Annotated in this window: 26 protein-coding genes; 15 read left to right on the forward strand and 11 right to left on the reverse strand. The window is 38.5% G+C overall.

What is annotated here, in order from left to right; translation table 11 throughout:
• Positions 1–107 precede the first annotated feature (107 nt).
• Together prfA and pyrF are read left to right on the forward strand one after the other, a co-directional pair.
• Positions 108–1184, forward strand: a complete 1077-nt coding sequence (gene prfA / locus AACZ88_RS08165) for a peptide chain release factor 1 (protein ID WP_339708769.1) — start codon at positions 108–110, stop codon at positions 1182–1184.
• A gap of 99 nt (positions 1185–1283) precedes the next feature.
• Complete coding sequence (gene pyrF / locus AACZ88_RS08170) at positions 1284–2105, forward strand: orotidine-5'-phosphate decarboxylase (protein WP_339708771.1); 822 nt, start codon at positions 1284–1286, stop codon at positions 2103–2105.
• 20 nt (positions 2106–2125) lie between these two features.
• Here pyrF and AACZ88_RS08175 read toward each other — a convergent pair whose 3' ends face one another.
• Entirely contained in the window at positions 2126–2326 is a 201-nt protein-coding gene (locus AACZ88_RS08175) for a hypothetical protein (protein ID WP_339708773.1), read from the reverse strand.
• Positions 2327–2740: 414 nt separating this feature from the next.
• On the opposite strand from AACZ88_RS08175, the gene AACZ88_RS08180 reads away from it, so the two are divergent.
• Positions 2741–3526 (forward strand): alpha/beta hydrolase, encoded by a 786-nt coding sequence (locus tag AACZ88_RS08180; RefSeq protein ID WP_339708775.1) that lies wholly within the window; start codon positions 2741–2743, stop codon positions 3524–3526.
• A 228-nt stretch (positions 3527–3754) separates the two neighbouring features.
• Here the strand turns inward: AACZ88_RS08180 and AACZ88_RS08185 are convergent, their stop codons facing one another.
• From AACZ88_RS08185 to AACZ88_RS08195, 3 genes are all read right to left on the reverse strand, one after another.
• Complete coding sequence (locus AACZ88_RS08185; RefSeq protein ID WP_339708777.1) at positions 3755–4462, reverse strand: DUF4197 domain-containing protein; 708 nt, start codon at positions 4460–4462, stop codon at positions 3755–3757.
• Positions 4463–4508: 46 nt separating this feature from the next.
• Positions 4509–5360, reverse strand: coding sequence for a formyltetrahydrofolate deformylase (purU, locus tag AACZ88_RS08190; RefSeq protein ID WP_339708779.1), 852 nt, complete (start codon positions 5358–5360; stop codon positions 4509–4511).
• Positions 5361–5856: 496 nt separating this feature from the next.
• The gene (locus tag AACZ88_RS08195; protein WP_339708781.1) at positions 5857–6261 is read right to left on the reverse strand and encodes a hypothetical protein; all 405 of its coding nucleotides are present in this window, start codon (positions 6259–6261) and stop codon (positions 5857–5859) included.
• 111 nt (positions 6262–6372) lie between these two features.
• On the opposite strand from AACZ88_RS08195, the gene AACZ88_RS08200 reads away from it, so the two are divergent.
• From AACZ88_RS08200 to AACZ88_RS08215, 4 genes are all read left to right on the forward strand, one after another.
• A complete protein-coding gene (locus AACZ88_RS08200; protein ID WP_339708783.1) occupies positions 6373–6831 on the forward strand; it encodes an Lrp/AsnC family transcriptional regulator in 459 nt (152 codons plus the stop codon).
• Positions 6832–6985: 154 nt separating this feature from the next.
• The gene (locus AACZ88_RS08205) at positions 6986–7810 is read left to right on the forward strand and encodes a mechanosensitive ion channel family protein (protein ID WP_339708785.1); all 825 of its coding nucleotides are present in this window, start codon (positions 6986–6988) and stop codon (positions 7808–7810) included.
• Between the two features lie 173 nt (positions 7811–7983).
• On the forward strand, positions 7984–9396 hold the full coding sequence (locus AACZ88_RS08210; RefSeq protein WP_339708787.1) for an alpha/beta hydrolase: 1413 nt from the start codon (positions 7984–7986) through the stop codon (positions 9394–9396).
• Positions 9397–9567: 171 nt separating this feature from the next.
• Positions 9568–10146: a DUF1684 domain-containing protein gene (locus AACZ88_RS08215; protein WP_339708789.1), complete on the forward strand. Its 579-nt coding sequence runs from the start codon at positions 9568–9570 to the stop codon at positions 10144–10146.
• Positions 10147–10214: 68 nt separating this feature from the next.
• Here the strand turns inward: AACZ88_RS08215 and AACZ88_RS08220 are convergent, their stop codons facing one another.
• The 6 genes from AACZ88_RS08220 to AACZ88_RS08245 form a co-directional block, all read right to left on the reverse strand.
• On the reverse strand, positions 10215–11288 hold the full coding sequence (locus AACZ88_RS08220; RefSeq protein ID WP_339708791.1) for an outer membrane beta-barrel protein: 1074 nt from the start codon (positions 11286–11288) through the stop codon (positions 10215–10217).
• A gap of 132 nt (positions 11289–11420) precedes the next feature.
• Positions 11421–12665, reverse strand: coding sequence for an ammonium transporter (gene amt / locus AACZ88_RS08225; RefSeq protein WP_339708793.1), 1245 nt, complete (start codon positions 12663–12665; stop codon positions 11421–11423).
• Between the two features lie 26 nt (positions 12666–12691).
• Positions 12692–13030, reverse strand: coding sequence for a P-II family nitrogen regulator (locus AACZ88_RS08230; protein WP_339708795.1), 339 nt, complete (start codon positions 13028–13030; stop codon positions 12692–12694).
• 283 nt (positions 13031–13313) lie between these two features.
• The gene (gene crcB, locus AACZ88_RS08235) at positions 13314–13685 is read right to left on the reverse strand and encodes a fluoride efflux transporter CrcB (protein ID WP_339708797.1); all 372 of its coding nucleotides are present in this window, start codon (positions 13683–13685) and stop codon (positions 13314–13316) included.
• A 542-nt stretch (positions 13686–14227) separates the two neighbouring features.
• Positions 14228–14398, reverse strand: a complete 171-nt coding sequence (locus AACZ88_RS08240; RefSeq protein WP_339708799.1) for a hypothetical protein — start codon at positions 14396–14398, stop codon at positions 14228–14230.
• A 218-nt stretch (positions 14399–14616) separates the two neighbouring features.
• On the reverse strand, positions 14617–14805 hold the full coding sequence (locus AACZ88_RS08245) for a hypothetical protein (RefSeq protein WP_339708801.1): 189 nt from the start codon (positions 14803–14805) through the stop codon (positions 14617–14619).
• A 41-nt stretch (positions 14806–14846) separates the two neighbouring features.
• On the opposite strand from AACZ88_RS08245, the gene AACZ88_RS08250 reads away from it, so the two are divergent.
• On the forward strand, positions 14847–15233 hold the full coding sequence (locus AACZ88_RS08250) for a nucleoside triphosphate pyrophosphohydrolase family protein (protein WP_339708803.1): 387 nt from the start codon (positions 14847–14849) through the stop codon (positions 15231–15233).
• Positions 15234–15345: 112 nt separating this feature from the next.
• On the opposite strand, the gene AACZ88_RS08255 is transcribed toward AACZ88_RS08250, so the two are convergent.
• On the reverse strand, positions 15346–16410 hold the full coding sequence (locus AACZ88_RS08255) for a branched-chain amino acid aminotransferase (RefSeq protein ID WP_339708805.1): 1065 nt from the start codon (positions 16408–16410) through the stop codon (positions 15346–15348).
• A gap of 106 nt (positions 16411–16516) precedes the next feature.
• Between AACZ88_RS08255 and AACZ88_RS08260 the strand changes: the two genes are divergently transcribed.
• From AACZ88_RS08260 to AACZ88_RS08290, 7 genes are all read left to right on the forward strand, one after another.
• A complete protein-coding gene (locus tag AACZ88_RS08260) occupies positions 16517–17020 on the forward strand; it encodes a DUF4920 domain-containing protein (RefSeq protein ID WP_339708807.1) in 504 nt (167 codons plus the stop codon).
• A 2-nt stretch (positions 17021–17022) separates the two neighbouring features.
• Positions 17023–17682 carry a tRNA (5-methylaminomethyl-2-thiouridine)(34)-methyltransferase MnmD gene (gene mnmD, locus AACZ88_RS08265; RefSeq protein WP_339708809.1) on the forward strand — a complete coding sequence of 220 codons (660 nt, stop codon included), beginning with the start codon at positions 17023–17025 and terminating at the stop codon, positions 17680–17682.
• Positions 17683–17810: 128 nt separating this feature from the next.
• Positions 17811–18770 carry a TIGR01777 family oxidoreductase gene (locus AACZ88_RS08270; protein ID WP_339708811.1) on the forward strand — a complete coding sequence of 320 codons (960 nt, stop codon included), beginning with the start codon at positions 17811–17813 and terminating at the stop codon, positions 18768–18770.
• Between the two features lie 134 nt (positions 18771–18904).
• Positions 18905–19468, forward strand: coding sequence for a nucleotide exchange factor GrpE (locus AACZ88_RS08275; RefSeq protein WP_339708813.1), 564 nt, complete (start codon positions 18905–18907; stop codon positions 19466–19468).
• 9 nt (positions 19469–19477) lie between these two features.
• Positions 19478–20602 carry a molecular chaperone DnaJ gene (gene dnaJ, locus AACZ88_RS08280; protein ID WP_339708815.1) on the forward strand — a complete coding sequence of 375 codons (1125 nt, stop codon included), beginning with the start codon at positions 19478–19480 and terminating at the stop codon, positions 20600–20602.
• Positions 20603–21004: 402 nt separating this feature from the next.
• Complete coding sequence (locus tag AACZ88_RS08285) at positions 21005–21940, forward strand: ATP-binding cassette domain-containing protein (RefSeq protein WP_339708817.1); 936 nt, start codon at positions 21005–21007, stop codon at positions 21938–21940.
• Positions 21933–23270: an ABC transporter permease gene (locus AACZ88_RS08290; protein ID WP_339708819.1), complete on the forward strand. Its 1338-nt coding sequence runs from the start codon at positions 21933–21935 to the stop codon at positions 23268–23270. The genes AACZ88_RS08285 and AACZ88_RS08290 overlap by 8 nt, the downstream gene beginning before the upstream one ends.
• Position 23271: the final 1 nt, after the last annotated feature.

Genomic DNA, 23271 nt, shown 5'->3' on the forward strand with positions numbered 1-23271 from the left:
AACCGAGTTGATATGTTTTTATTCTGAATATAGTGTTCATCTAATGAAGTGATTCTATCTAAATGTACAAATTTGTCGTAAATTCGCAATCCAAGTGATACTAGACGATGATAGATAAATTGAATATTGTAAAACAGCGTTTCGACGAGGTAGCCGATTTGATAATTCAGCCGGATGTGATTTCAGATCAGAAGCGGTATGTGCAATTGACCAAGGAATACAGTGACTTGAAAGACCTTGTTGAAAAAAGGAATCAATATGTTGCCCTAACGGATAACATTCAGGAGGCCGAAGAAATTATTAAAGACGGGAGCGATTCCGAGATGCTCGAAATGGCCAAAATGCAATTGGAGGAGGCCAAAGCCGAACTGCCGATCTTGGAGGAGGAAATAAAATTTATGCTTATACCCAAAGATCCTGAGGATGCCAAAGACGTAGTCGTCGAGATTCGTGCTGGAACAGGCGGGGACGAAGCGAGTATTTTTGCTGGAGACCTTTTTCGAATGTATACCAAATACTGCGAGTCGAAAGGGTGGAAAACCAATGTTATCGATTTGAGTGAAGGAACCAGCGGAGGGTACAAAGAAATACAATTCGAGGTTACCGGAAAAGACGTTTATGGTACCTTAAAGTTCGAGGCTGGTGTGCACCGTGTTCAACGGGTACCGCAAACCGAAACCCAAGGTAGGGTTCATACCAGTGCCGCTACCGTGATGGTTTTGCCCGAAGCCGAAGATTTCGATGTACAGATAGAACCGAAAGATGTACGCATCGATTTTTTCTGTTCTTCAGGGCCGGGCGGACAATCTGTAAATACGACTTATTCAGCGGTACGTTTGACACATATTCCCACAGGGCTGGTGGCACAATGTCAAGATCAAAAATCACAGCACAAGAATAAAGACAAAGCCTTTCGTGTATTGCGGTCGAGATTGTACGACTTGGAGCTTGCCAAAAAGCAAGAAGAAGATGCGGCAAAACGAAATTCACAAGTAAGTAGTGGTGACCGTTCAGCAAAGATTCGAACCTATAATTATCCTCAGGGCAGGGTGACCGACCATAGAATTGGGTTGACGCTTTATGATCTGCAGAATATCATCGATGGTGATATTCAAAAAATCATTGATGAATTGAGTCTTGTCGAGAATACCGAAAAATTAAAAGAAGCTTCCGAAATTTTTTAACGAATTCCATCCAATAGGGCGAAAGGGTTTAAAAGCAGTCGAGAAGTCGTATGTCTTTTACTTGCCATTCTCGATTGCGATGAAGAAGTCAGTAACGTTATGACAACTAAAGAACTTGTAGCACAAATTCGCAAAAAAGAATCTTTTCTCTGTATTGGATTGGATACGGATTTAGATAAAATCCCTATGCACCTTTTAGCGGAAGAAGATTCGATTTTTTCTTTTAACAGGGCTATCATAGATGCCACTCATCATTTATGCGTTGCCTACAAGCCCAATATTGCTTTTTATGAGGCATACGGCATAAAAGGTTGGAGATCTTTGGAAAAGACGATGAGGTATCTAAATGATAACCATCCGGAGATATTCACGATAGCCGATGCAAAACGTGGTGACATAGGCAATACTTCGACGCGATATGCAAAGGCTTTCTTTGAGCACATGGGTTTTGATTCCATTACTATCGCTCCGTACATGGGAAAAGATTCTGTCGAGCCCTTTTTAGCATTTCCCGACAAGCATACGATACTTTTGGCACTAACTTCGAATGAAGGGGCTTATGACTTTCAAACCAAATCAGTTGAAGGGAAAGAGCTTTACAAACAAGTTCTGGCAACATCAAAAACTTATAAAAATGCTGAGAACTTGATGTATGTCGTAGGGGCGACAAAAGCCAGTTATTTAGAAGGAATTCGGGAAATTGTACCCGAAAGCTTTTTATTGGTGCCCGGTGTAGGGGCGCAAGGCGGAAGTTTAAAGGAAGTCTGTCATTACGGAATGACAAAAGATATTGGGCTGCTGGTAAATTCTTCCCGAGGGATTATTTATGCTTCCAACAAAAAAGATTTTGCGGAAGCTGCCGCGAAAAAAGCTGAAGAACTACAAAACCAAATGGCACAAGAGCTGCAAAAAGTAAATTGATCAAAGCAATTTTGATTCAATTATGCTTTAAGCATGTTCTCTAATATTTTTTGGATTTTCTCTGCCTTTTGTTCAAAAAACTCGACAAGTTTGGCATCAGTATATTCCATGTTGCTGGCCTTGTCTAAAAAGTTTTGATACTGGTATTCTAACATCGTTACGGCATTTCTGTTGGCGGCGATCGGTGTTATTGTTCCTACTTTACAATACTGCTTTTCCATAGTCTTACGATTAGTTCTTTCAAATATACGGAGCAAAAAGATTTTTGGATCTTGACATTCGTTGTATTTGTCTAAAAATCGGTTCTTTTGATGATTTATTAACAATGTCGTAGCTGATGATTCCGCTATTTTAATGTTAAAAAGAATGGGGTAAAGATCGAGATCTCTCGTTAAAACGATTAATCAAAGTGTTGGGTCAATTTCAAACATGTATTGACTACCAACTTTGATTTGATCAAAAAGTTCTCAAAATACTATGAACTGGTTGGTTTATCTTACGTGCAATGTTTGTTTATCTTATGTTGATAGTTATCCTTAAAATTGTTTATTTTTTTTATTGTTAAAAGGGCTACTGAATCAAAAGATTTAATACATTGCAACTGCCCTTTTATCAAAGGGTTACGAGAGAACACTTTGCTTAATTATAACACATATCTTCACAAGAGTTCCCGAACTTGGGTAACCTTCGTACATGGTGCGGGGGGCAGTTCTGCTATTTGGCATAAGCAAATTCGTGAATTCAGAAATCATTTTAATATTTTGTTACTTGATTTGAGAGGGCATGGAGATTCAAAACCGGGTTTAAGGGATGCTTTCGATGAAAGATATGACTTTGATTCTATTACCAATGACATTGTCGAGGTCATCGATCATTTAGATATCGATAAGTCACATTTTGTCGGTATTTCTTTGGGAACAGTTTTGATCAGAAACTTGGCCGAGAAACATCCTGCAAGAGTAGAAAGCATGGTGCTGGGTGGTGCTATCTTAAAACTTGATTTTAAATTTAGGATACTATTAGGTTTCAGTGTTATTTTCAAATCGGTGGTGCCCTATATTTGGCTGTATAAGTTATTTACATTTGCCATCATGCCCGATAGTAATCATAAAGAGTCAAGGTTGTTGCTCGTGAGAGAGGCAAAGAAATTATACCAAAAAGAGTTTATACGTTGGTTTAAGTTGAGCGCCGATATAAATCCGTTACTTCGATTGTTCAGGGCGGCAGATATTGGTATACCTACCTTATACGTTATGGGTGGGGAAGATCATCTTTTTCTTCCGTCGGTGAGAAGAATGGTACATCAACATAGTAGGTCTAGCCTTTTGCTTATTGAACACTGTGGTCATGTGGTCAATGTCGAACAATCGGCGTTATTCAATAACTTTGTTATCGGATATGTTTCCGATTTGAATGGATAGGTTTCTTAGACGAAATTGGTTGGCAAATTTCAAAAAACATCAAAAAAAAACCGGCGCTCCCACCGGTTTTAAACTAACTAACTCAAAAATTACTAACTCAAATAACTCGGTACAAAAATCCATTAGAACAGCGTAACAAAGGTTAACTAAAGATTAGCAATTTGTTACTTTTGCATGTATAATGTTTAACGATATAATGCCCTGAATATTGTTGGTAGACCAAGGTTTTTACATGCGATCTTGTAATGCAAAAACCTTTCGCAAAAGATCTGTGGTTCTCGATGAAACTTTGGTACGAATTTCTTTTTCTTCGACTGCGATCATGGTATATACGCCAGCTAATGCCTCTTGGGTCACATAATCGGTAAGATCAGGGTTAACGCTGCTTGTTAGCGGTAAATTATTGTATTTTGTAATGAGGTTCGCCCATATTTTGTCGGCCCCTACTTTTTCAAAAGAGCTTTTGATCACGGGGTTGAATTTACCGTAAAGTTCGGTTTGCGTAGCGTTGGTCAGATATTGCGTAGCGGCATCATTACTTCCTAAAAGAATATTCTTGGCATCATCAAAGGTAATGCCCTTCACGGCATTGATAAAAATGGGGGTGGCTTCGCTCACTGCATCTTCGGCGGCACGGTTCAAAACCTTTAGTCCTTCATCTGCCAGTTTGCCCAACCCTATGTTGCGAAGTGTTCTATCTACCTTTTGCAGTTCTTCCGGGAGTAAAATTTTTACCAGTTCATTTTTGAAAAAGCCATCGGTCTGGGTAAGTTTACTGACTTGTTTGTCTATTCCTTTATCCAAGGCTTCTCTCAACCCACTGGCAATTTCTGTATTGCCCAGCCCTTCTTGGGGTAATTGGTTAATGACTTGTTGTAGTTCCCCACATGCGAAGAATTGAAATACGGTAAAAAGTAAAATGATTTTTTTTGACATAATATTCAAGTGTTGATATAGATTGTGCAAGTCTTTTTCTTTTACATTACGAAAAAATAACCGTTTTATTGTTATAGACCATTGTCTTACGTTGCACATGAAGCCGTACGGCCCTAGCCAGAACGATCTTTTCAAGATCCCTTCCTTTGTCCATTAAATCTTTAATGGTATGCGCATGTGTCACGGTGGCCACATCTTGTTCAATTATAGGGCCGGCATCGAGTTCTGCGGTGACATAATGACTGGTTGCCCCGATAATCTTAACACCTCTCTCAAAAGCTGCATGGTAAGGCTTTGCTCCAGCGAATGCGGGTAAAAAAGAATGGTGTATGTTTATAATGTTATTCGGATAATGGTCTATGATTTTATCGGTTACAATTTGCATATACCGGGCAAGAACAATAAAATCAACATTGTATTTTTGCATAAGCTCTAATTGCCTCGCCTCGGCAGTTTCTTTTGTGGTTTTAGAAACGGGAATATGATAAAATGGAACATCGAATTGTATGGCAATAGGCTCCAAGTCAATATGGTTGCTTATGATAAAAGGAATTTCTACAACAAGCTCCCCCGAGTGAAATCGACTTAATAAATCGTATAGACAATGGTTGTATTTAGATACGAGCAAAGCCATTTTCGGTTTTACATTTTGCAAATGAATTTCGTATTGCATTTGGTAAGGAGTGGCTAAAGTTGAAGCAAATTCGCTTTCGAGTACATCAATCAACGTTGAATTATCCTCAAAATCACATTCCAGGCGCATAAAAAATACACCTGCTTGCTTGTCAACATGTTGGTCGAGGTATACAATATTGCCCCCTTTGGTGTGAATAAAGGTGGTAACGGCGCGTATGATTCCTGACTGATCTGGGCAATTGATAAGAATAGTCGTTTTCACTGTATTGGCTTTTGAATGAGTAAAAGTAGAATATTTAAAATTTAGGTTTCCCTTTCTAAAATTTTTTTTAACAATTCTTGTTTGAATGGGTTTGGCTGTGTTTGCTATAAAGTACGATGGCAAAATGGTTTTTCGTTTAGAGGAGACTAATACAGCGCTTTAGGTTCAATTGTAATATACCCGTTATTCCGGCAATTTATTTTTAACGGCTATTTCGATTTTATAAATGGTCTGTTCCAATGGGTTTTGGTGGTTTGAATTGAGGTGGTACATTTGATTCCTAACAGCAGTACATAAGAAATCGGGAATTGTGCAATTTAAAAGGATATGTATAGCAACTATAAGAACACTTTATAAAGAATAAGACAACAAATACTTTGGGTAGATGTATGATTATCTTCCATTAAAGGTGTGCAATGGCATTTATGATACCGGTTAACCATAAAACAGCTGTATACTTAAAAAAGGCCGAAGGTAGTGTTGATTATAAGAATGGTTATAAATCTCCCCCGTTACGAAGCGATTTTCGCCATTCCTTAAACGATTTTCGAAAACTTCTGACTTCTTGACGAAGCAGGTTTAGGTATTCCTTTTCTTTAACGCCATCATGTTCAAGCCCTGTGCAATACGAATTTATATTGCGTATCATGATGTTTATAAAAGTGGCGCTTTTTAATCGTTCCGTGGGACAATTGGAATATTCTGCTTGAGCAATTTTTTTGGGTATCAAAATAGCGTCGGTGAGTAATGAATCGGCAATGATATCCCTAAGGCTATTGGACTTGTAGAGTTTCAATAAATCCTTGTTAAGGGAAACATAGGAAGCTATTTCCCTGCTGATTATACAGAGCTCCAACGCCTTCCGGTATACCGGAACCGAACGTAAAGAATTGTGGGACATATTGTTATAGCAATTTTATAGTATAAAGTTACGCTTGATTCATGTATTTTGTCTTTATAATCAAAAGCAAATTTGTATTTTTACTTTATATTATAAAATATTATAGAGATAATGGCTTCGAATGTAAATTTAGATGATTTGAACTGGAAGATACTTAAATGTCTTCAGCGAAATGGCCGTGAATCTTTTGCAAATATCGGTCGGGAAGTTGGTCTGACACCCCCTGCCGTGGCAGAGCGTGTAAAGAAGATGGAAGATGTGGGCATATTGCAAGGGTACAATGCAAAAGTATCCCATTCGTTAACAGGCCATCATTTAAAAGCAATTATTACGCTTCGTGCTTTCATGGGCAAATTGAAGCCATTTTTGTCGATTGTTACAACTTATAAAGAGGTGATCAACTGTTACCGAATAACCGGTAATGAAAATATCGTAATGGAAGTTGTGCTCAAAGATCAATTCCATTTAGAAAAATTTATTGACAAGCTTATAAAATATGGGGAGACGAGAACCCATATCATATTATCTAATGTGATAACAAATGCCCCAATTGAAAGAGGGGAATTCTAGTTTCAATTTTTATTTATTGTGGGGCATGTGTCTTGTAAGAAGTCGATAATGATCGATATTGTGTTTTGTAGGGTTTTCATTGGATAAAAAATGCAAGGAATATAAAAACGGCTAAATGTTTGTCGGTAAACAATTTAATCATTTATTTTAATCCATGGATTGGAATAGAATGGACGAATACCTGCAAATAGCAATAGATAAGGCCGTTTTCTTTTTGCCTAGAATTGTTGCTGCAGGAGTTATACTTTGGGTCGGATTTAAGATTGTACGAAAAATTGTCGAGCTGACTAAATTGGCTTTGGCCAAGGCTGGATTCTCTGAAACACTTCGGCCGTTTCTTTCATCTACAGTAGGAGTAATACTTAAGGGAGCGGTACTTTTTATCATTGCCTCTGTTATCGGTGCAGACCTAACGGGTTTGTTTGCAATTCTAGCAGCAACGGCATTCGCAATAGGCATGGCATTGCAGGGTAGTTTGGGTAATTTTGCTTCCGGTATTCTGTTGTTGACATTGAAACCCTACAAGGTCGGTGATTGGATCCAGCTTGAAGATAAGTTCGGCAGGGTTCAAGAAATTGGCATTTTTAGTACCGATGTTTTAACCCCGGGCAATAAAATATTGATTATTCCCAATTCTAAGATAACCGACACAGTCGTAACCAATTACTCGGAAAAAGGGATGATTCGGCTAGAGCTTCTAGTTTCTATGCCGTATTCCGAGAGTTTTCCAAAGGTTAAATCGATTATTGAAGAAGCGTTGTTCCCAATTTCTAAAATACTGAGTGATCCACAAGTTGAAATAGGAATCAACACTTTCGATTCGCATAATATCGAATTATTGGTTCGTCCATATGTGCTGCCCGATGATTTTTGGGAAGTCACTTTTGATGCATATGCAGCGATTAAAAAGGCATTCAATAATAACAATATCAGTGTTGCCTATTCAGAAGGTATTGAAATTGGTGCAATAGGCGAGTAGTTGTTCGCTATAGATCTTCTACCAATAAAAACGATGTTCGGTACAAGTGAACAAGGGGCTGGTTGTCTTATAGAGAGCGCTACAGTATGATTCATCGGTTTCAAAAAATATCAATGGTTATCTGTAACTTTGTTCTGCTGGCTTTTGGCTAGATTTTTGATGACTCCTTATATATGAAGCAAATCTTATTATTGTTAGTCCTCGGGGTTGCCTTTTCTTCTTCTGCGCAGCAAATGGCATTAAAAAAAGGTGTAGTCGTTGACGGAATCAAGGTTAATGATTCCTTATCCGAGAGTTATGCCCTTTTTCTTCCATCTAATTTTGATGCCTCGAAAAAGTGGCCTGTAATCTTCATTTTTGATATGAACGGAAGAGGCAAACAGGTGACTGGTATGTTTAGCAGGGCAGGAGAAAATCAAGGCTATATTTTGGCTGCCTCGAATAATCTTCGTGACAGCCTTTCGATTTCCCAGAACGTATTAATCGCCAATCGCATGTTCCGCTCGTTGTTGTCAATATTGCCAGTGGCTGAAAAAAGAATATACATGGCCGGATTTTCCAGTGGAGCCCAACTGGCCTCTTTGATTCCAACTTTTATCAAGGGTGTTGGCGGGGTAATCTCTTGTGGAGCTACAATAGCGAATGTAGATGTGCTGAGCAGTAAGAACCCCTTTCATTACATCGGCATCGTGGGAGATGAAGATTACAACTATCAAAATATGCTCAATGCCTCCCAATTTCTTGATAAATTGAAGTTTCCGAACCAGCTTCTCATATTTGAGGGCGGTCATCAATGGCCGACTACCGATTATCTATCAAAAGCCATGGAGTATTTTACGGTGTCTGCCATGGGTAATGGGGGAGTTTCGAAAGATGAGGCTTTTATTGACGAAAGTTTTGACAGAAACCTAGGTGACATCAGTGCGCTGATAAGTTCAAGCAGGCCTTTACGGGCAAACCATGCACTCAATGATTTAATCAACTTATATAAACCTTATAAAAGCACTGATTCTTTAAAAGATAGTGGGAAAACACTTAGAAAAAGTAAGTTGTTTAAAACCCAGAACCGTAATCAGAATACCATTTTTTTTAAGGAGGACTTAATTAAAGATGATTATGCCTATTACTTGGAAGAGGACATTCTAACTTATAATTATAACAATCTCGGTTGGTGGAATTATCAGATGGGAGAGCTGAAAAAATATAACGCAAGTGCTAATCGCTTCGAAAGGAAAATGGGGAAACGGCTCAAAGGATATTTGAATGCACTTATCGCCGATAATATGGATATGTTGAGGGCTGAGGAAGTTGTAGATGAAGAGGCCCTTAATTTTTTATGGATGCTAAAAACGATAACAGCGCCTGAAGATTATTCTTTTTATCTTAAGATTATTTCATATAGCGCCAAGAATGAAGATTACGGTACATCAATATTTTATCTTGAGGAATTGTTCAAAAATGGGTATACCGATAAAAACGAATTATATTCGTTAGAAGGAACGGCGCTATTGCGCATAACTCCTGAATTCAATGCCGTTGTGGAGAAATATCTGCAATCGGCCCGATATGATATGTTAGAGGAATAGGTTCATAAGATATTCGAATAGGAGGTGCTGTGAAAAAAAAGGTTTTCTCGGAAATATCAATTTCAGATATGTTTGATTAACTATCTAAAAACAAAAGATTTGAAGCATTACGTACTCCCCCTTCTTTTACTATTTTTTATTTCTTGTAAACAAGAAAAAAAATACCATGACTTGAAAGAAAAAGGCAAAGCTGTCGGCCAGAGTGATGCCATTCGTATGATTCTTGAATTTCAAGACGCACTTAATGAAGAATTCAAAAACCCGGAAGTCTCTCCTTTACCGGATCGCTATCGCATAAATTTTGAGGGGCTAGAGTTTTTTGCCCCTGACACCAACTATGTGGTAAAAGCGAAATTTGAAAGAACTCCCGAAGCACTGCCTTTTTTAATGCCGACCACTACGGGCGAAAAATCAGAAGAATCTGTTTATGGTATAGCTCATTTTGATTTAAATGGGAAAACGCACCAGCTTGAGGTGTATCAAAATAAAGAGTTAATGTTGCAAGACAAGTACAGAGAATATCTGTTTTTGCCATTTACGGATCATACGAATGGAGAGGAAACTTATACCGGAGGCAGGTATATTGATTTGTCAATACCCGCCGGCGACATTATTGTGATAGACTTTAATAAGGCCTACAATCCCTATTGTGCCTACAATAAAAAATACTCTTGTCCGATCGTGCCAAGTGTAAATGCCTTGGACACCAAGATTTTGGCTGGAGTTAAGGCGTTCAAACAAAAACCCTGACACAATTCGTGCCAGGGTTTCGCTACTTAAACTTAATATATTCAACTAACAATCAATTAAGCATTGTCTTAGAAAGAATAAACGGCAGCCAATACGAAAGATGAAAGACTCTTTTGAGGGTTTAAATCACTGTCAAGAAATAGAGCGGAATCATCAGATGCATTATCTAATCGTAATTCAGGCTTGATCATTAAATTTCCAATGTTGGCACTTCCGGTGAGTGTTACGGCAAAGACACTAGAGTCTTCAACACTTGTTCCGATGGCTCCAAAAGCACCTGTTTCAACAAAATATTCACCCCTAAGTCCCAAGGTGAAAGTTTCTGAAGTTTTTAGCTGTGGGTAAAGTGCGGCACCAGCAAAACCTGTATCATCAGCACCATCAAAATAAGCGGCATTTATACCTAAAAAGAAATTATCCGATAAATCAAAACCTCCGGTATAATCTACTTCGTACGACCCGTTGTCGATAAGTAGGTTTAAATATTGACCACTGTACCCAAGTTGGGCGCCGTAGGCGTATTTTCCTGTGATGTTCAATTCGGTAACATCTGTTTGGTTCATAAAGGCCAACATCAAACTAAAATCATCCGACAATGCGAAATCAGCTTTGATTCCAGTGTGTGAGAATGGTCCGTATGAGAATAAATATGAGGTACTGTAGTTAAAATTGGCTACCGGGGAAATAACCTCATAGCCCAAAAAGGTGTTGAAGTTACCAACGGTTAGTGTAACTGCGTCGCTTACATTCCAATAGGCATACAATTGGTTAACGATATTTCCTGTCGCCGAGTAAATAGGAGATGCGAAAATAGCATCGGTACCTCTTGGTCCGAATACCAAGTCAGCTACGAAACCGGCCTTTTCTCCTTCGTAAGAAGCAACTATGTTGGCCATGCCTAAAGCAAAACCAGGTAAATTGGCAAATGATGATCCTGGTGCCGCGTAAGGTGCGCCTTCTGCTTCATCAAAGCTATTGTTTGCATTCAGGTTAGCTCTATAGTAAGCATCGATAGAACCGCTAAGAGAGAACTTTTTAGCATCTTCACTTTCGTCGTCTTGAGCAAATGTCATCGTTCCTAAAAGCAGTATTGCCAGAAAACCTAAATTTTTTATGTAATTTGTATTTGTAATCGCTTTCATATTTCAATGATTTAGATATCCTTGATTAAAGGATGTTATATTAGTTTGTTTGAAATCGTGATATTGATTTATTGAAGAGATGGTTATGTAACGGAGCGTTCTGCCAAACGCTCCGTTTTATATTTATCGGTTTTATCGATCGTTCATTCTGAAATCAGCATAAGAATCCATGCCGTGTTCGTGAATATCGAGTCCTTCAAGTTCTTCTTCTTTGGAAACTCTGATTCCTATAGTAGCTTTTAGGGCGTAGATAATTATAAATGCCGTGATCAAGCAGAAAACACCTGTGGCTCCGATACCAGCCAATTGATAAAGAATCTGATCGATACCAGCCTTATCGCCGAAGATACCTACGGCCAATGTGCCCCATATACCACAGATAAGGTGTACGGTTACAGCACCTACAGGGTCATCTAATTTAAGTTTATCGATTAGAGCTACACCAAAGACGATTACGGCTCCAGCTATAAGTCCGATAGCTATAGACTCCATTGGCGACATAAGATCTGCTCCTGCCGTTATACCTACTAGTCCACCTAAGATTCCGTTAAGGAACATGGTCAAATCAAAGTTTTTGTACATTAAGGTTGAAACAACGAAAGCCGATACTCCACCTGCGGCCGCAGCCAAAGAGGTAGTCACAAGCACCAATGAAGTTAAACCAGGATCGGCCGAAAGTACAGAGCCTCCGTTAAATCCGAACCAGCCTAGCCAAAGTATCAATACCCCAGCTGCAGCCAAAGGAATGTTGTGACCTGGAATCGCTTTTGCTTTTCCGTCAGTTCCAAATTTTCCAATACGTGCACCAAGAAGGTAGATGGCGACTAAAGCACCCCAACCTCCTACAGAGTGTACAAGTGTTGAGCCGGCAAAGTCATGAAATCCACCGTTCTCACCACCAATGGTAGAAAGGAAACCTCCGCCCCATTGCCAAGATCCTACGATAGGGTATACTAAGCCGACATAAACAAGTACAAATATCATAAATGCTCCAAGCTTGATTCTTTCGGCTACAGCACCGGAAACGATTGTAGCTGCTGTGGCGGCAAACATTGCCTGAAAGAGGAAGTCGGTCCAATAGGTGTAACCTCCATCGGCATAATCAGGTGTCAAGCCTCCTTCGGGAAGTGAAATTCCAAAGCCTGCGAAACCGAGAAAGCCGTTGAATTCACCTGGGTACATTAAATTAAAGCCCCCGATGTAGTAAAGTAATATTCCAACACATATAATAAAGACATTCTTAAATAGTATGTTGATTGTATTTTTTTGTCTGGTCAATCCGATTTCTAGAAAAGCAAAGCCGGTATGCATAAAGAAAACCAAGGCCGTGCACACCATCATCCAAACATTATTTGCGGTAAATAGTCCTGCATCCATATTTTAAAGTTTTGTTAAGTTTTAAATTAGTTTATTCCAGAATGGCCACTTTCTTTCGTTCTGATTCGGTAAGCTTCCAGAACGTCGGAAACGAATATTTTACCATCTCCGACATTGCCCGTATAAGCAGCCTCTAGTATGGTGTTTACGGCTTTGTCTAAAAATTCGTCAGAGACTACTATAGAAAGATACCGCCTCTGAATGTCGGTAGTGCTATAGGAGATGCCTCTGTAGACATGGCCTTGTTTTTCATTTCCCACCCCAGTTACATCCCAGTAACTAAAGAAGTTTACCTCAATTTGATGCAACGCCTCTTTGACATCGTCAAATTTCGATTTTCTGATAATTGCTTCGATTTGCTTCATAATTGTTTGTTATTTACTTGGCAAATATATATTAAAACAAGATACCCCCTAAAAAATGAGGGGGTGCATACAGAATTTTTATTTTTATTTCAAATTACCCCCTAATATTTTATGGGTATGATATTTTAAATAATAAAAAATGATTAATTACTGATTTGCTTATGAGAAATGTGTTGAGAAAATATTTAAAATGTAGGAATACCCATCAATTTTTTGCGAAACTGTTGAGAATTTCGCATTTGGGCTTGGGAATAATTAAAAAATAATAAAATGAATGTGTTGTTTATAGCACTTTTGAAAGCCATAGGCCAAAGGCAACGGCGGCTATGCCTACTACAATGCTGACGAGTAGGTATACTGAGAAATATAATAATTCGCCTGCAGTCAATAATGAATGCTTCTCAAAGGCAAATGTTGAAAATGTCGTAAATCCACCGCAAAATCCTGTAGTCAATAATAAGGTTTGGTTGTGGCTAAGAAAATTGCCCCTGAAGGAAAGCCCTAAAATAATACCTATTAAAAGGCAGCCTATTATATTGACTAAGAATGTTCCTAAAAAAAAGTATTGAAAATACGGATTGAGCGTTTTGGAGATTACATATCTCAAAATGCTTCCCAAACCGCCACCAAGAAAAACGAGTAATAATGGTTTCACACCTCAAAGGTATAAAACTATACGGCTTTCTTGTATTCGGATGAAACTAAATCCAGTGGATAGATTTTTGATGCAGATGCAGTTGAAGCGGTAGTTGTTGTTTTCTTGGTCCTATGGTTTGTTCCCTTAAGACTGAAAATCATCATTATGGCATTTAAACCTATTAATATAAAAAGTATGGTAAAAAAAGTTATCATTTTGTTGCCCCTTTAAATGAATAACGCAAAATTATGTTATTTGTTATGTTATACGTTGAAAATCGATTTAATGTTGTCAGCCGTCGAATTTTTATGGTAAAATCATTTTTTTTGCCTTTTCATGATTGAAAACGCAATACAGAAAAGGATTATCAAAGGAATAGGAAGAAATGCACGATATTTTTTGAAAACATCTAGCGTATGAAAGGTATTTAATACTGGCGTTGGAAGAAAAGAGAGATGGTCAACAGCAAAAAGCGGCCTTGGCGTCTAAAAACACCTTAAATTTTAAATATGCATTACTTAATGGGAGGGTTGGCGATACCGATGTTAAGAAAAACTAAATCATTTTTTTTTCTTGGAGGAAGTAAAGCGCTTTCTGTATATTTCTGACAACGCCGTATTCAGCTCTTGATTATCGGAATGGTCTATACCTTGAAATTGATTGTGGTTCAGGATGAATAGCACGCTATTGATAATAGTCAAGAATAGTAAAATACCTAAAAAAACAGTCATTTGTTTAAATTTTATTCAAATATATTACAAATATATTATTATTCTCAATTAAAAGTGTATAAAATATAAGAATTGTTTAATTTGAGTTTTTCGATTGACGAAGATGGTGACTGATTTTTTGTCAAAAAGAGGATTTATTAGCGACAGCGGGGTAACTATACAAAGGCGGTGTGTTCGTCTCAAGTTCTCGAGGCGATACTATCGGAGGCAGTGTATTCTTAATTCTTCAGGGTATATTTTATAGCAAATAGAATAGCGATAAAAACAAAAAAGGCAACGGCTACCCATACGGCTCCCTTGTAATTTTTGGCATGTAATTTTTTATCCTTTTGGTATGTGATAAAAATGGCGGTAGCGAAGGCGATTACAAAAAGCCCGGCGAAAATCATTTGTCCTGTACTGAACATATTGTTTACTTTTGCGCAAAGCTAAACTAAAAGCATAGAAAATGAAGCAAAAGATTGCAGCTGTAGAGATTTTTCATAAATCGTTCGGATTGGGAGTGTCAGAAAAAATGAAGGCCAGTTTAGGTAGTGATAAGAATCTGTTGCGGTTTAATCTTATGGATGAGGAAAATAAAGAATATTTTGAGGCTGCGAACAATAATGATTTGATTGAAGTAGCAGATGCTCTTGGCGATATGCTTTACATTCTTTGCGGAACGATATTGGAGCATGGCATGCAGTATAAGATTGAGGAGGTTTTTGAAGAAATACAACGTAGCAATATGAGTAAATTGGGTGCTGACGGCAAACCTATTTATCGAGAGGATGGTAAGGTATTGAAGGGCCCAAACTATTTTAAGCCTGATATCCAAGGTGTTTTAGATAAATAGTCTTGAGTAAAATTAGTTTTAAATAAAAAAGCACCCAATTGGGTGCTTTTTTATTGTTGCGGTATTTTGCCGATAGAATTTATAAGGGTGTAATAAATTCTATTGATAAGAACTATACCCTGTGACGCCATCCAAATTTATCCTCCGCTTTGTTATATTGGATATCTGTAATGCGTTTTTTCAATCTAGCTGCATAGCTGTTCGATAGTTCAGGAAGGTCATAGTCAACATCTCTATATCCAAAACTAGCTATAGGCGAGACAACTGCAGCGGTACCGGCCCCGAACATTTCTTTTAATGTTCCGCTCTTTGAAGCTTCAACAACCTCGTTCACTGTAATTTTTCTAACTTCAACAGGGATGCCTTCGTCTTTTGCAATGTCCAATATACTCTTGCGGGTTATGCCATCTAGTATACGGTCGCTCGTGGGTCCTGTTATCAAGGTGTCATTGATTCGAATGAAAATATTCATAGCGCCTGCTTCTTCGATATACTCGTGGTTATTGTCATCTGTCCAAATAACCTGCTGGTATCCTTTCTCGTTTGCTAATTTTGTAGGGTAAAATTGTCCTGCATAATTGCCGCCAGCTTTGGCAAAGCCAACACCGCCATTGGCTGAACGTGAGTACTTTTCTTCTATCAAAACCTTGACCTTTCCTGAAAAGTAGGATCCTGAAGGCGCACATGCAATAATGAATTTGAATTCATTGGCAGGTGAGGCATGAAAGCCCGTTCCCGAAGCCAACATAAATGGCCTAATATAAAGAGAGCTCCCTTCAGCTGTCGGAATCCATTGTTCATCAATTCGAAGCAAGGTTTTCAAGCCTTCCATAAAATACTCTTCCGGCAATTCGGGGATGGCCATTCGATGTGCTGAAATATTCAATCTTTTCTGATTTTCCAAGGGTCTAAAAAGCCAAGTAGCACCATCAGTGTCTTTGTAGGCTTTCATTCCTTCGAAAATAGATTGACCGTAATGAAAAATCTTGGCCGAGGGCTCTAAGCTGATAGGTTGATAGGGTACCACTTTTGGCATTTCCCACACACCGTTTCGGTAATCACAGACCAACATATGATCTGTAAATACGTTTCCGAAAGATAGATTATCAAAATCAACTTGACCGATTTTCGATGTCTCGGCCTGCTCAACTAAAACTTTTAGTGTGGTAGTATCCATGGTAATTAAATTTAAAAGATTAAAATTAATTAATTATGACAACTAGTTCTTCTTTTTTCGTTCAAAATTGCCCAGTTTTGTAGTAGTTGCATAAATTTCACGGTATATGAGAGATTTTAATATTTTCCTGCTTGTTTTGGTAATTTTTTTCTCTTGTGAAGCACAAGAAACAAAGAAAGCCTTAACAAACCCATCGCACATAACGGCCGGTTTTTCTTCTTTCGGCGAGAAAATACAAGCAGATGCGCATATTTCAAGCGCTATGATGTCTAGAAAATATACATTTATGGCTGTAAACGATACCGTGGCGACTAAGTTTTTAGGCCAAGTACTCGATGTTTGTCAAGCAAAAGGTTGCTGGATGCGATTGAAGCTAAATGATAGTTCTACAACTATGGTACGTTTTAAGGACTACGGATTTTTTATGCCAAAAGATATTACGGGAAAAATGGTAATCGTTAATGGATTGGCCTTCGTGGAAGAAATGACGGTAGCTGATCAAAAACATTATGCAAGGGATGCAGGAAAGTCTGAATCGGAAATTGCCCAAATTACCAAAGCAAAAAAAATGTACGGTTTTGAGGCTAATGGAGTTCTTTTAAAAAAGTAGGGGTGGAGCGAGAGATAATTACTACCGGAGATGGTTCGAAGACCATTCATATCAAAGAGTGGAACGAGCAATATCACTCGAAACATGGCGCTGTTCAAGAAGCTTATCATGTATTTGTCAAACATGGACTTTCCCTTTTCCATAACCGCAACTTGTCTATTCTGGAAGTTGGCTTCGGTACAGGGCTCAATGCGTTCATCACCTTTCTAGAAGCTAGAAAAACAGGTCTGAAGGTGAGCTATACTGGGGTCGAGCTTTATCCTGTTACAGAAATAGAGCTTAAGGCCCTGAATTATGATATTGAATTGAAGGCTGAAGAATTTACCGATATTTTCTTGAAAATGCATTCTTCCGAATGGGAGAAAGAAGTGAAAATCAGTGATGAATTTATACTGTGTAAAGAGCAAAAAGATTTCAAGGCAATCGATGTCAAAAATGAATATGACCTTATATATTTCGACGCTTTTGGTGCACGGGTTCAGCCTGACCTTTGGACCGAAGCTGTTTTTTTTAAAATGTATCAGGCTACGGTCAAAGATGGTGTTCTGGTTACTTATGCGGCAAAAGGTAGTGTTCGCCGAGCGATGCAAGCAGTTGGTTTTACCGTTGAAAGACTACCGGGCCCACCAGGTAAACGAGAAATGCTTCGCGCCACTAAATGAGGTTTTTCCATGGCTAAAAGTTAAATATTTGTCACGAAACCTATAGAAATTAACACAAGTTTAAAGAACATTGTTAAATCGAAATTAAACCTGAAGTATTCCGAGCCTAAAACCCCTACTTTTGATACATGAGGGTATTGATTACAGGAGCAACGGGGTTAGTAGGTAGCGAAATAGTTCGCTTGTGTCACGAGCGTAATATTTATGTGAATTACTTGACGACCCGTTCTGAAAAAGTGGTCTCACGCGAAAATTACCAAGGGTTTCTCTGGAAACCGGATCGAGGTGAAATCGATTTACAATGCTTTAAAGATGTAACTGCTATTATCAATTTGGCAGGATCTACCATTTCAAAAAGGTGGACGCCCAGAAATCGAAATAGGATAATTAGAAGTAGGGTCAATTCGTTAAGAACATTACACGATGGTCTTCAGAAAATTGATGCCAGCCAAATTGTTTCCTTGGTGTCGGCATCCGCTATTGGTGTGTATCCGCACTCATTTGACAGCTATTATGTTGAAACTGAAAAGCAGGTAGATGATAGTTTCTTAGGTGAGGTTGTACAGGTTTGGGAAAACGAAGTAGATGCTTTTAAGAAATTTGACCTGAAAGTTTCAAAAGTACGCATAGGTTTGGTAATGTCTTTAAAAGGAGGTGCATTGCCTGAAATGGCGAAACCAATAAAAAATTACGTAGGGGCACCAATAGGTAGTGGTGAACAATGGCAGTCATGGATACATATATCAGATTTAGCTCGTATTTTTTTATACGTAGTAGAGAACGAGCTCAAAGGGGTATACAATGGCGTCGGTCCCAATCCGGTTTCCAATATGAAACTGGTGAAAGAGATTGCGAAAGTATTGGATAAACCCCTTCTTATTCCAAAAATACCAAAGATTGTTTTAAAAATACTACTCGGTAAAATGTCTTATTTATTGTTGGCAAGCCAACGCGTAAGTAGTAAAAAAATCGAAGAAGAGGGTTTTGTTTTTGAATATCAGAATATTTGTCGTGCCCTTGAGGAAATTTATCGAAATGAAGCGGCAGCACTATCGAATTCGGTAGGTACGAAAGAATATATATCTTAAAAGCGACATTCTAATTTTAATTTTTATATCCGCCATTGGCGGATTTTTTTTTAAAGTTTGGTGACATTATGACATTTTTGAAGAATTGGCAGTACTTTTGCCGTCTGAAAATGGTGTATTTAAACTTGTATTAAATGAGCAAAGAAAGTAAAGCAGAAGATATAGAAGACGTATTTTCCGAAGAGGAATCTAAGGCGGAGGAGTCAACTGAACATACTGCAAATGGTATGGAAGAACAAGACGAAAGGTCTGAGGAGGAGAAACTTCAAGAAGAACTCGGAAAAGAAAAAGATAAATTTTTAAGGCTTTTTGCCGAATTCGAGAATTATAAAAGACGTACTTCCAAAGAACGTATGGATTTGTTCAAAACCGCAGGACAAGAAGTTATTGTGAGCTTATTGCCTGTTTTAGACGATTTTGACCGTGCGCTTAAAGAACTTGCTAAGTCAGAAGACAAAGAGATGTTCAAAGGGGTTGAGCTTATTAGGGTGAAATTCAGGGAAACGCTCAAATCAAAAGGTTTGGAAGAAGTGGAAGTAGGGCAAGGCGATGTCTTTGATGCAGAGATTCACGATGCTATTACGCAAATTCCTGCTCCTAGTAAAAAGCTTAAAGGAAAGATAATTGATGTCGTTGAGAAGGGCTTTAAATTGGGCGACAGAATCATTCGTCACCCTAAAGTGGTGGTCGGAAATTAAAATAGCGGAATGAAGGAAGACTATTATGACATACTGGGCATAAGTAAAAATGCCACTGCTGCAGAAATAAAAAAGGCCTATAGGAAAAAGGCATTGGAGCACCACCCTGATAAGAATCCGGGAAACACCAAGTCTGAAGAGATGTTCAAAAAATCTGCCGAAGCCTATGAGGTTTTGAGCAATGCCGATAAAAAGGCCCGTTATGATCAGTTTGGCCATGCGGCCTTTGAAGGAGCTGGCGGTTTTGGCGGTGGCGGCATGAATATGGATGACATTTTCAGCCAGTTTGGTGATATTTTTGGAAGTGCTTTCGGAGGCGGAGGCGGATTTAGTGGCTTTGGAGGCTTCGGTGGCGGTGGCCAGCGAAGGGTGAAAGGGAGCAATCTAAGAATTCGCGTAAAATTGACACTGGAAGAAGTAGCTAATGGTGTTGAAAAGAAAGTAAAGGTCCGAAGAAAAGTTCAGGCTGACGGTGTTACTTATAAAACATGTGGTACTTGTGGCGGTAGAGGTCAGGTTACAAAAATCACCAACACGATATTGGGTCGAATGCAAACCGCTACTACATGTAGTGCTTGCGGGGGTAGTGGTGAAATTCTAGATAAACGTCCTGGAGATGCGGATGCCCAAGGCTTACGCGTCGAAGAAGAAACGGTTTCGATTAAGATTCCTGCCGGTGTTGAAGAGGGCATGCAGCTGAAAGTGCCTGGTAAAGGAAATGAAGCTCCGGGAAATAGTGTTCCCGGTGATTTATTGGTGGCAATTGAAACGAAGGATCACAATACCTTGAAAAGGGAAGGTGACAACCTGCACTACGACTTGTACGTCAGTATTTCTGAAGCTGTATTAGGAACTTCAAAAGAAATTGATGCCGTAGGAGGTAAGGTTAGAATAAAATTGGAGTCGGGCATTCAATCCGGTAAGATTTTACGTTTGCGTGGTAAAGGTATTTCCAGTATTAATGGCTATGGAAGTGGTGATTTGTTGGTGCATGTAAATGTATGGACGCCAAAGGAGCTGAACAAAGAACAAAAAGAGTTTTTTGAACGCATGAACGGCAATGAAAACTTTGAACCTAAACCCGAGAAATCAGACAAATCTTTCTTCGAAAAAGTGAAGGATATGTTCTCTTAGGCAATATTATTTTGATTTTAAATAAAAAACGTATATTTGATTTAATATTGGGAAACCAATATTAATTTTCTTTTTCATAGCAATTTTTTTCCCATCCTTAAATTTTTAAGGGTGGGTTTTGCTTTTTTGATAATTTTCAGTGTAAAGTAGAAGCATCGAAAATTAAGCGATTGAGGTAAGTTTACACGATTTGCTTTAAATTAATTGAGGTCGTTTTCTACTTTCCATTTGTCGATATTTTATTGAACCCGTTGCCCGGAAAAATCGCAGTTTATCTGATTACCTAAAATTAAAAATATAGAGGCCTTGATTCCTCTTTTGTAACCTAGGGTAGGCATAACATATATTCGAAAAGCGAAAGGCTTTTTAAAGCATTTACATATCTTTGGCAAAATTGCTTACATGAACAACATTTTGGTCGCGGAAGAGGTTACCAAACGATTTGGCAAGCATATCGCTCTCAATAAGGTTTCCTTAGAAATCCCCAAAAATAGTATTTACGGACTCTTAGGTCCCAATGGGGCGGGAAAAACGACTCTCATCCGTATCATCAATCAAATTACCTTTCCCGATAGCGGTAAAGTTTTTTTTGATGGGGAACTACTACGCCCCCAACATATTGCCATGATCGGGTATTTGCCCGAAGAAAGAGGATTGTATAAAAGTATGAAAGTCGGCGAGCAGGCTTTGTATTTGGCCCAACTAAAAGGATTAAGTAAGGCGGAAGCCAAGAAAAGATTGAAATTTTGGTTCGAACGCTTGGATATTGGAGATTGGTGGAATAAAAAGATACAAGAGCTTTCAAAGGGGATGGCTCAAAAAATCCAATTTATAGTTACCATTCTTCACGAGCCTAAACTTCTTATTTTTGATGAACCCTTTAGTGGTTTTGACCCTATTAACGCCAATATTATTAAGGATGAAATTCTCAAACTGAAAGAAAATGGTACCTCCATTATATTCTCTACGCATCGCATGGAGTCGGTAGAAGAGTTATGTGAACATATTGCGTTGCTGCATGAATCTGAAAAAATACTGGCCGGAAAGCTCTCCGAGATTAAAAAGGCTTATAAAAGAAATATTTTTAAAGTAGGTTTAGAGGTTGATAATGGTGAAGAACTTTTAAAAGAGCTGATAGAGAAATTCGAAATCGCCACATCGACATATGACTCAAAAGAAAGACAGTTAGATTTTACAGTGCAATTACCCTCTAGTGATTCTGGTGAAATGCTGTCGTATTTATCGAATAGGGCGAATGTCAATTTATATTTGGAAACGATACCTTCGGCTAACGAGATATTTATTCAAACGGTTAAAAACAAGGGTATTCATGAATAAGCTGCCTTTAATAATTAAAAGGGAATATTTGGCAAAAGTCAGAAACAAATCTTTTGTTGTGATGACATTTCTCAGTCCTATTTTGATGGTTGGTATGGTAGTACTTATAGCCTATCTGACTAAAATTAACGATAATGAAAAAAGGGTTATCGGGCTGCTAAACGAAAGCGACTATTTTGCAACGGACTTTAACCCTACCGAAAGCGTATCCTTTGTCCGTTTTGACAACACTTCATTACAGGTTGCCAAAGATTCTACGGAGCGCATGGGTTTTTACGGACTGCTCCATATTCCCAAAGGGAATGACTTGAAGATGGTAACCAACACTTCCTTTTTTTATACCAAAGAAGCACCGAGCACTTCTGTACTCGATCGTATAGAAAGTATTTTTCAAGAAAGATTGCGAAAAAGAAGGCTTCAAGAACTTGGGGTCTCGGCAGAAGAATTTGCCACTATGGATAGTAGTTTTGAGCTTAAAACCGCCACTTTTGCAGGGCAAACAAACTTAAAGGGCATCAACGAGATCAAGGCATTTATCGGCGGTGGTTTCGGCTATCTTATTATGATGTTTATTATCATTTATGGCGGGTTTGTAATGCGTAGCGTTATTGAAGAAAAAACCAGCAGGATTATTGAAGTGATTATTTCTTCGGTTAAACCTTTTCAATTGATGTTGGGCAAGATTATAGGTACTTCATTGGCAGGCATCACCCAGTTTGTAATATGGATTGTTTCGGGCATATTACTGTTACTGGTGGCCTCCTCGATTTTCGATATCGATCCAACCGCTTTGAATAATACCCCAAATACTGCCAACATGGTTGTCGGAATGACGCCACCTGTTCCTGCGGCCGATCAAACGATACAATTATACGCTCAAGAACTGTTTCAGATTCCATGGGTGATGTTAATTAGCTTTTTTATTATATATTTCATTTTGGGATATTTAATTTACAGCTCGATATATGCGGCTATTGGGGCGGCAGTTGACAATGAGACGGATACGCAACAGTTTATATTTCCTATAATTCTACCTTTAATGTTGGCCATTTATGTAGGATTCTTTTCCGTTTTCAGCAACCCCCATGGTCCGATTGCAGTAGGTTTTTCACTTTTTCCATTGACCTCTCCTATCGTGATGCTTATGCGCCTACCAGGAGGCATCGGTGAAAGTGGTGTTCCCATTTGGCAAGTGATTACCTCTATACTCTTGTTAGTAGGTACTTTTATTGGTATTGTTTGGTTAGCAGCCAAAATCTACAGGGTAGGTATTCTAATGTACGGTAAAAAACCAACTTACAAAGAACTGCTTAGGTGGTTAAAATATTGAT

The sequence above is a fragment of the uncultured Kriegella sp. genome, assembly GCF_963975415.1.
Lineage (GTDB): Bacteria > Bacteroidota > Bacteroidia > Flavobacteriales > Flavobacteriaceae > Kriegella.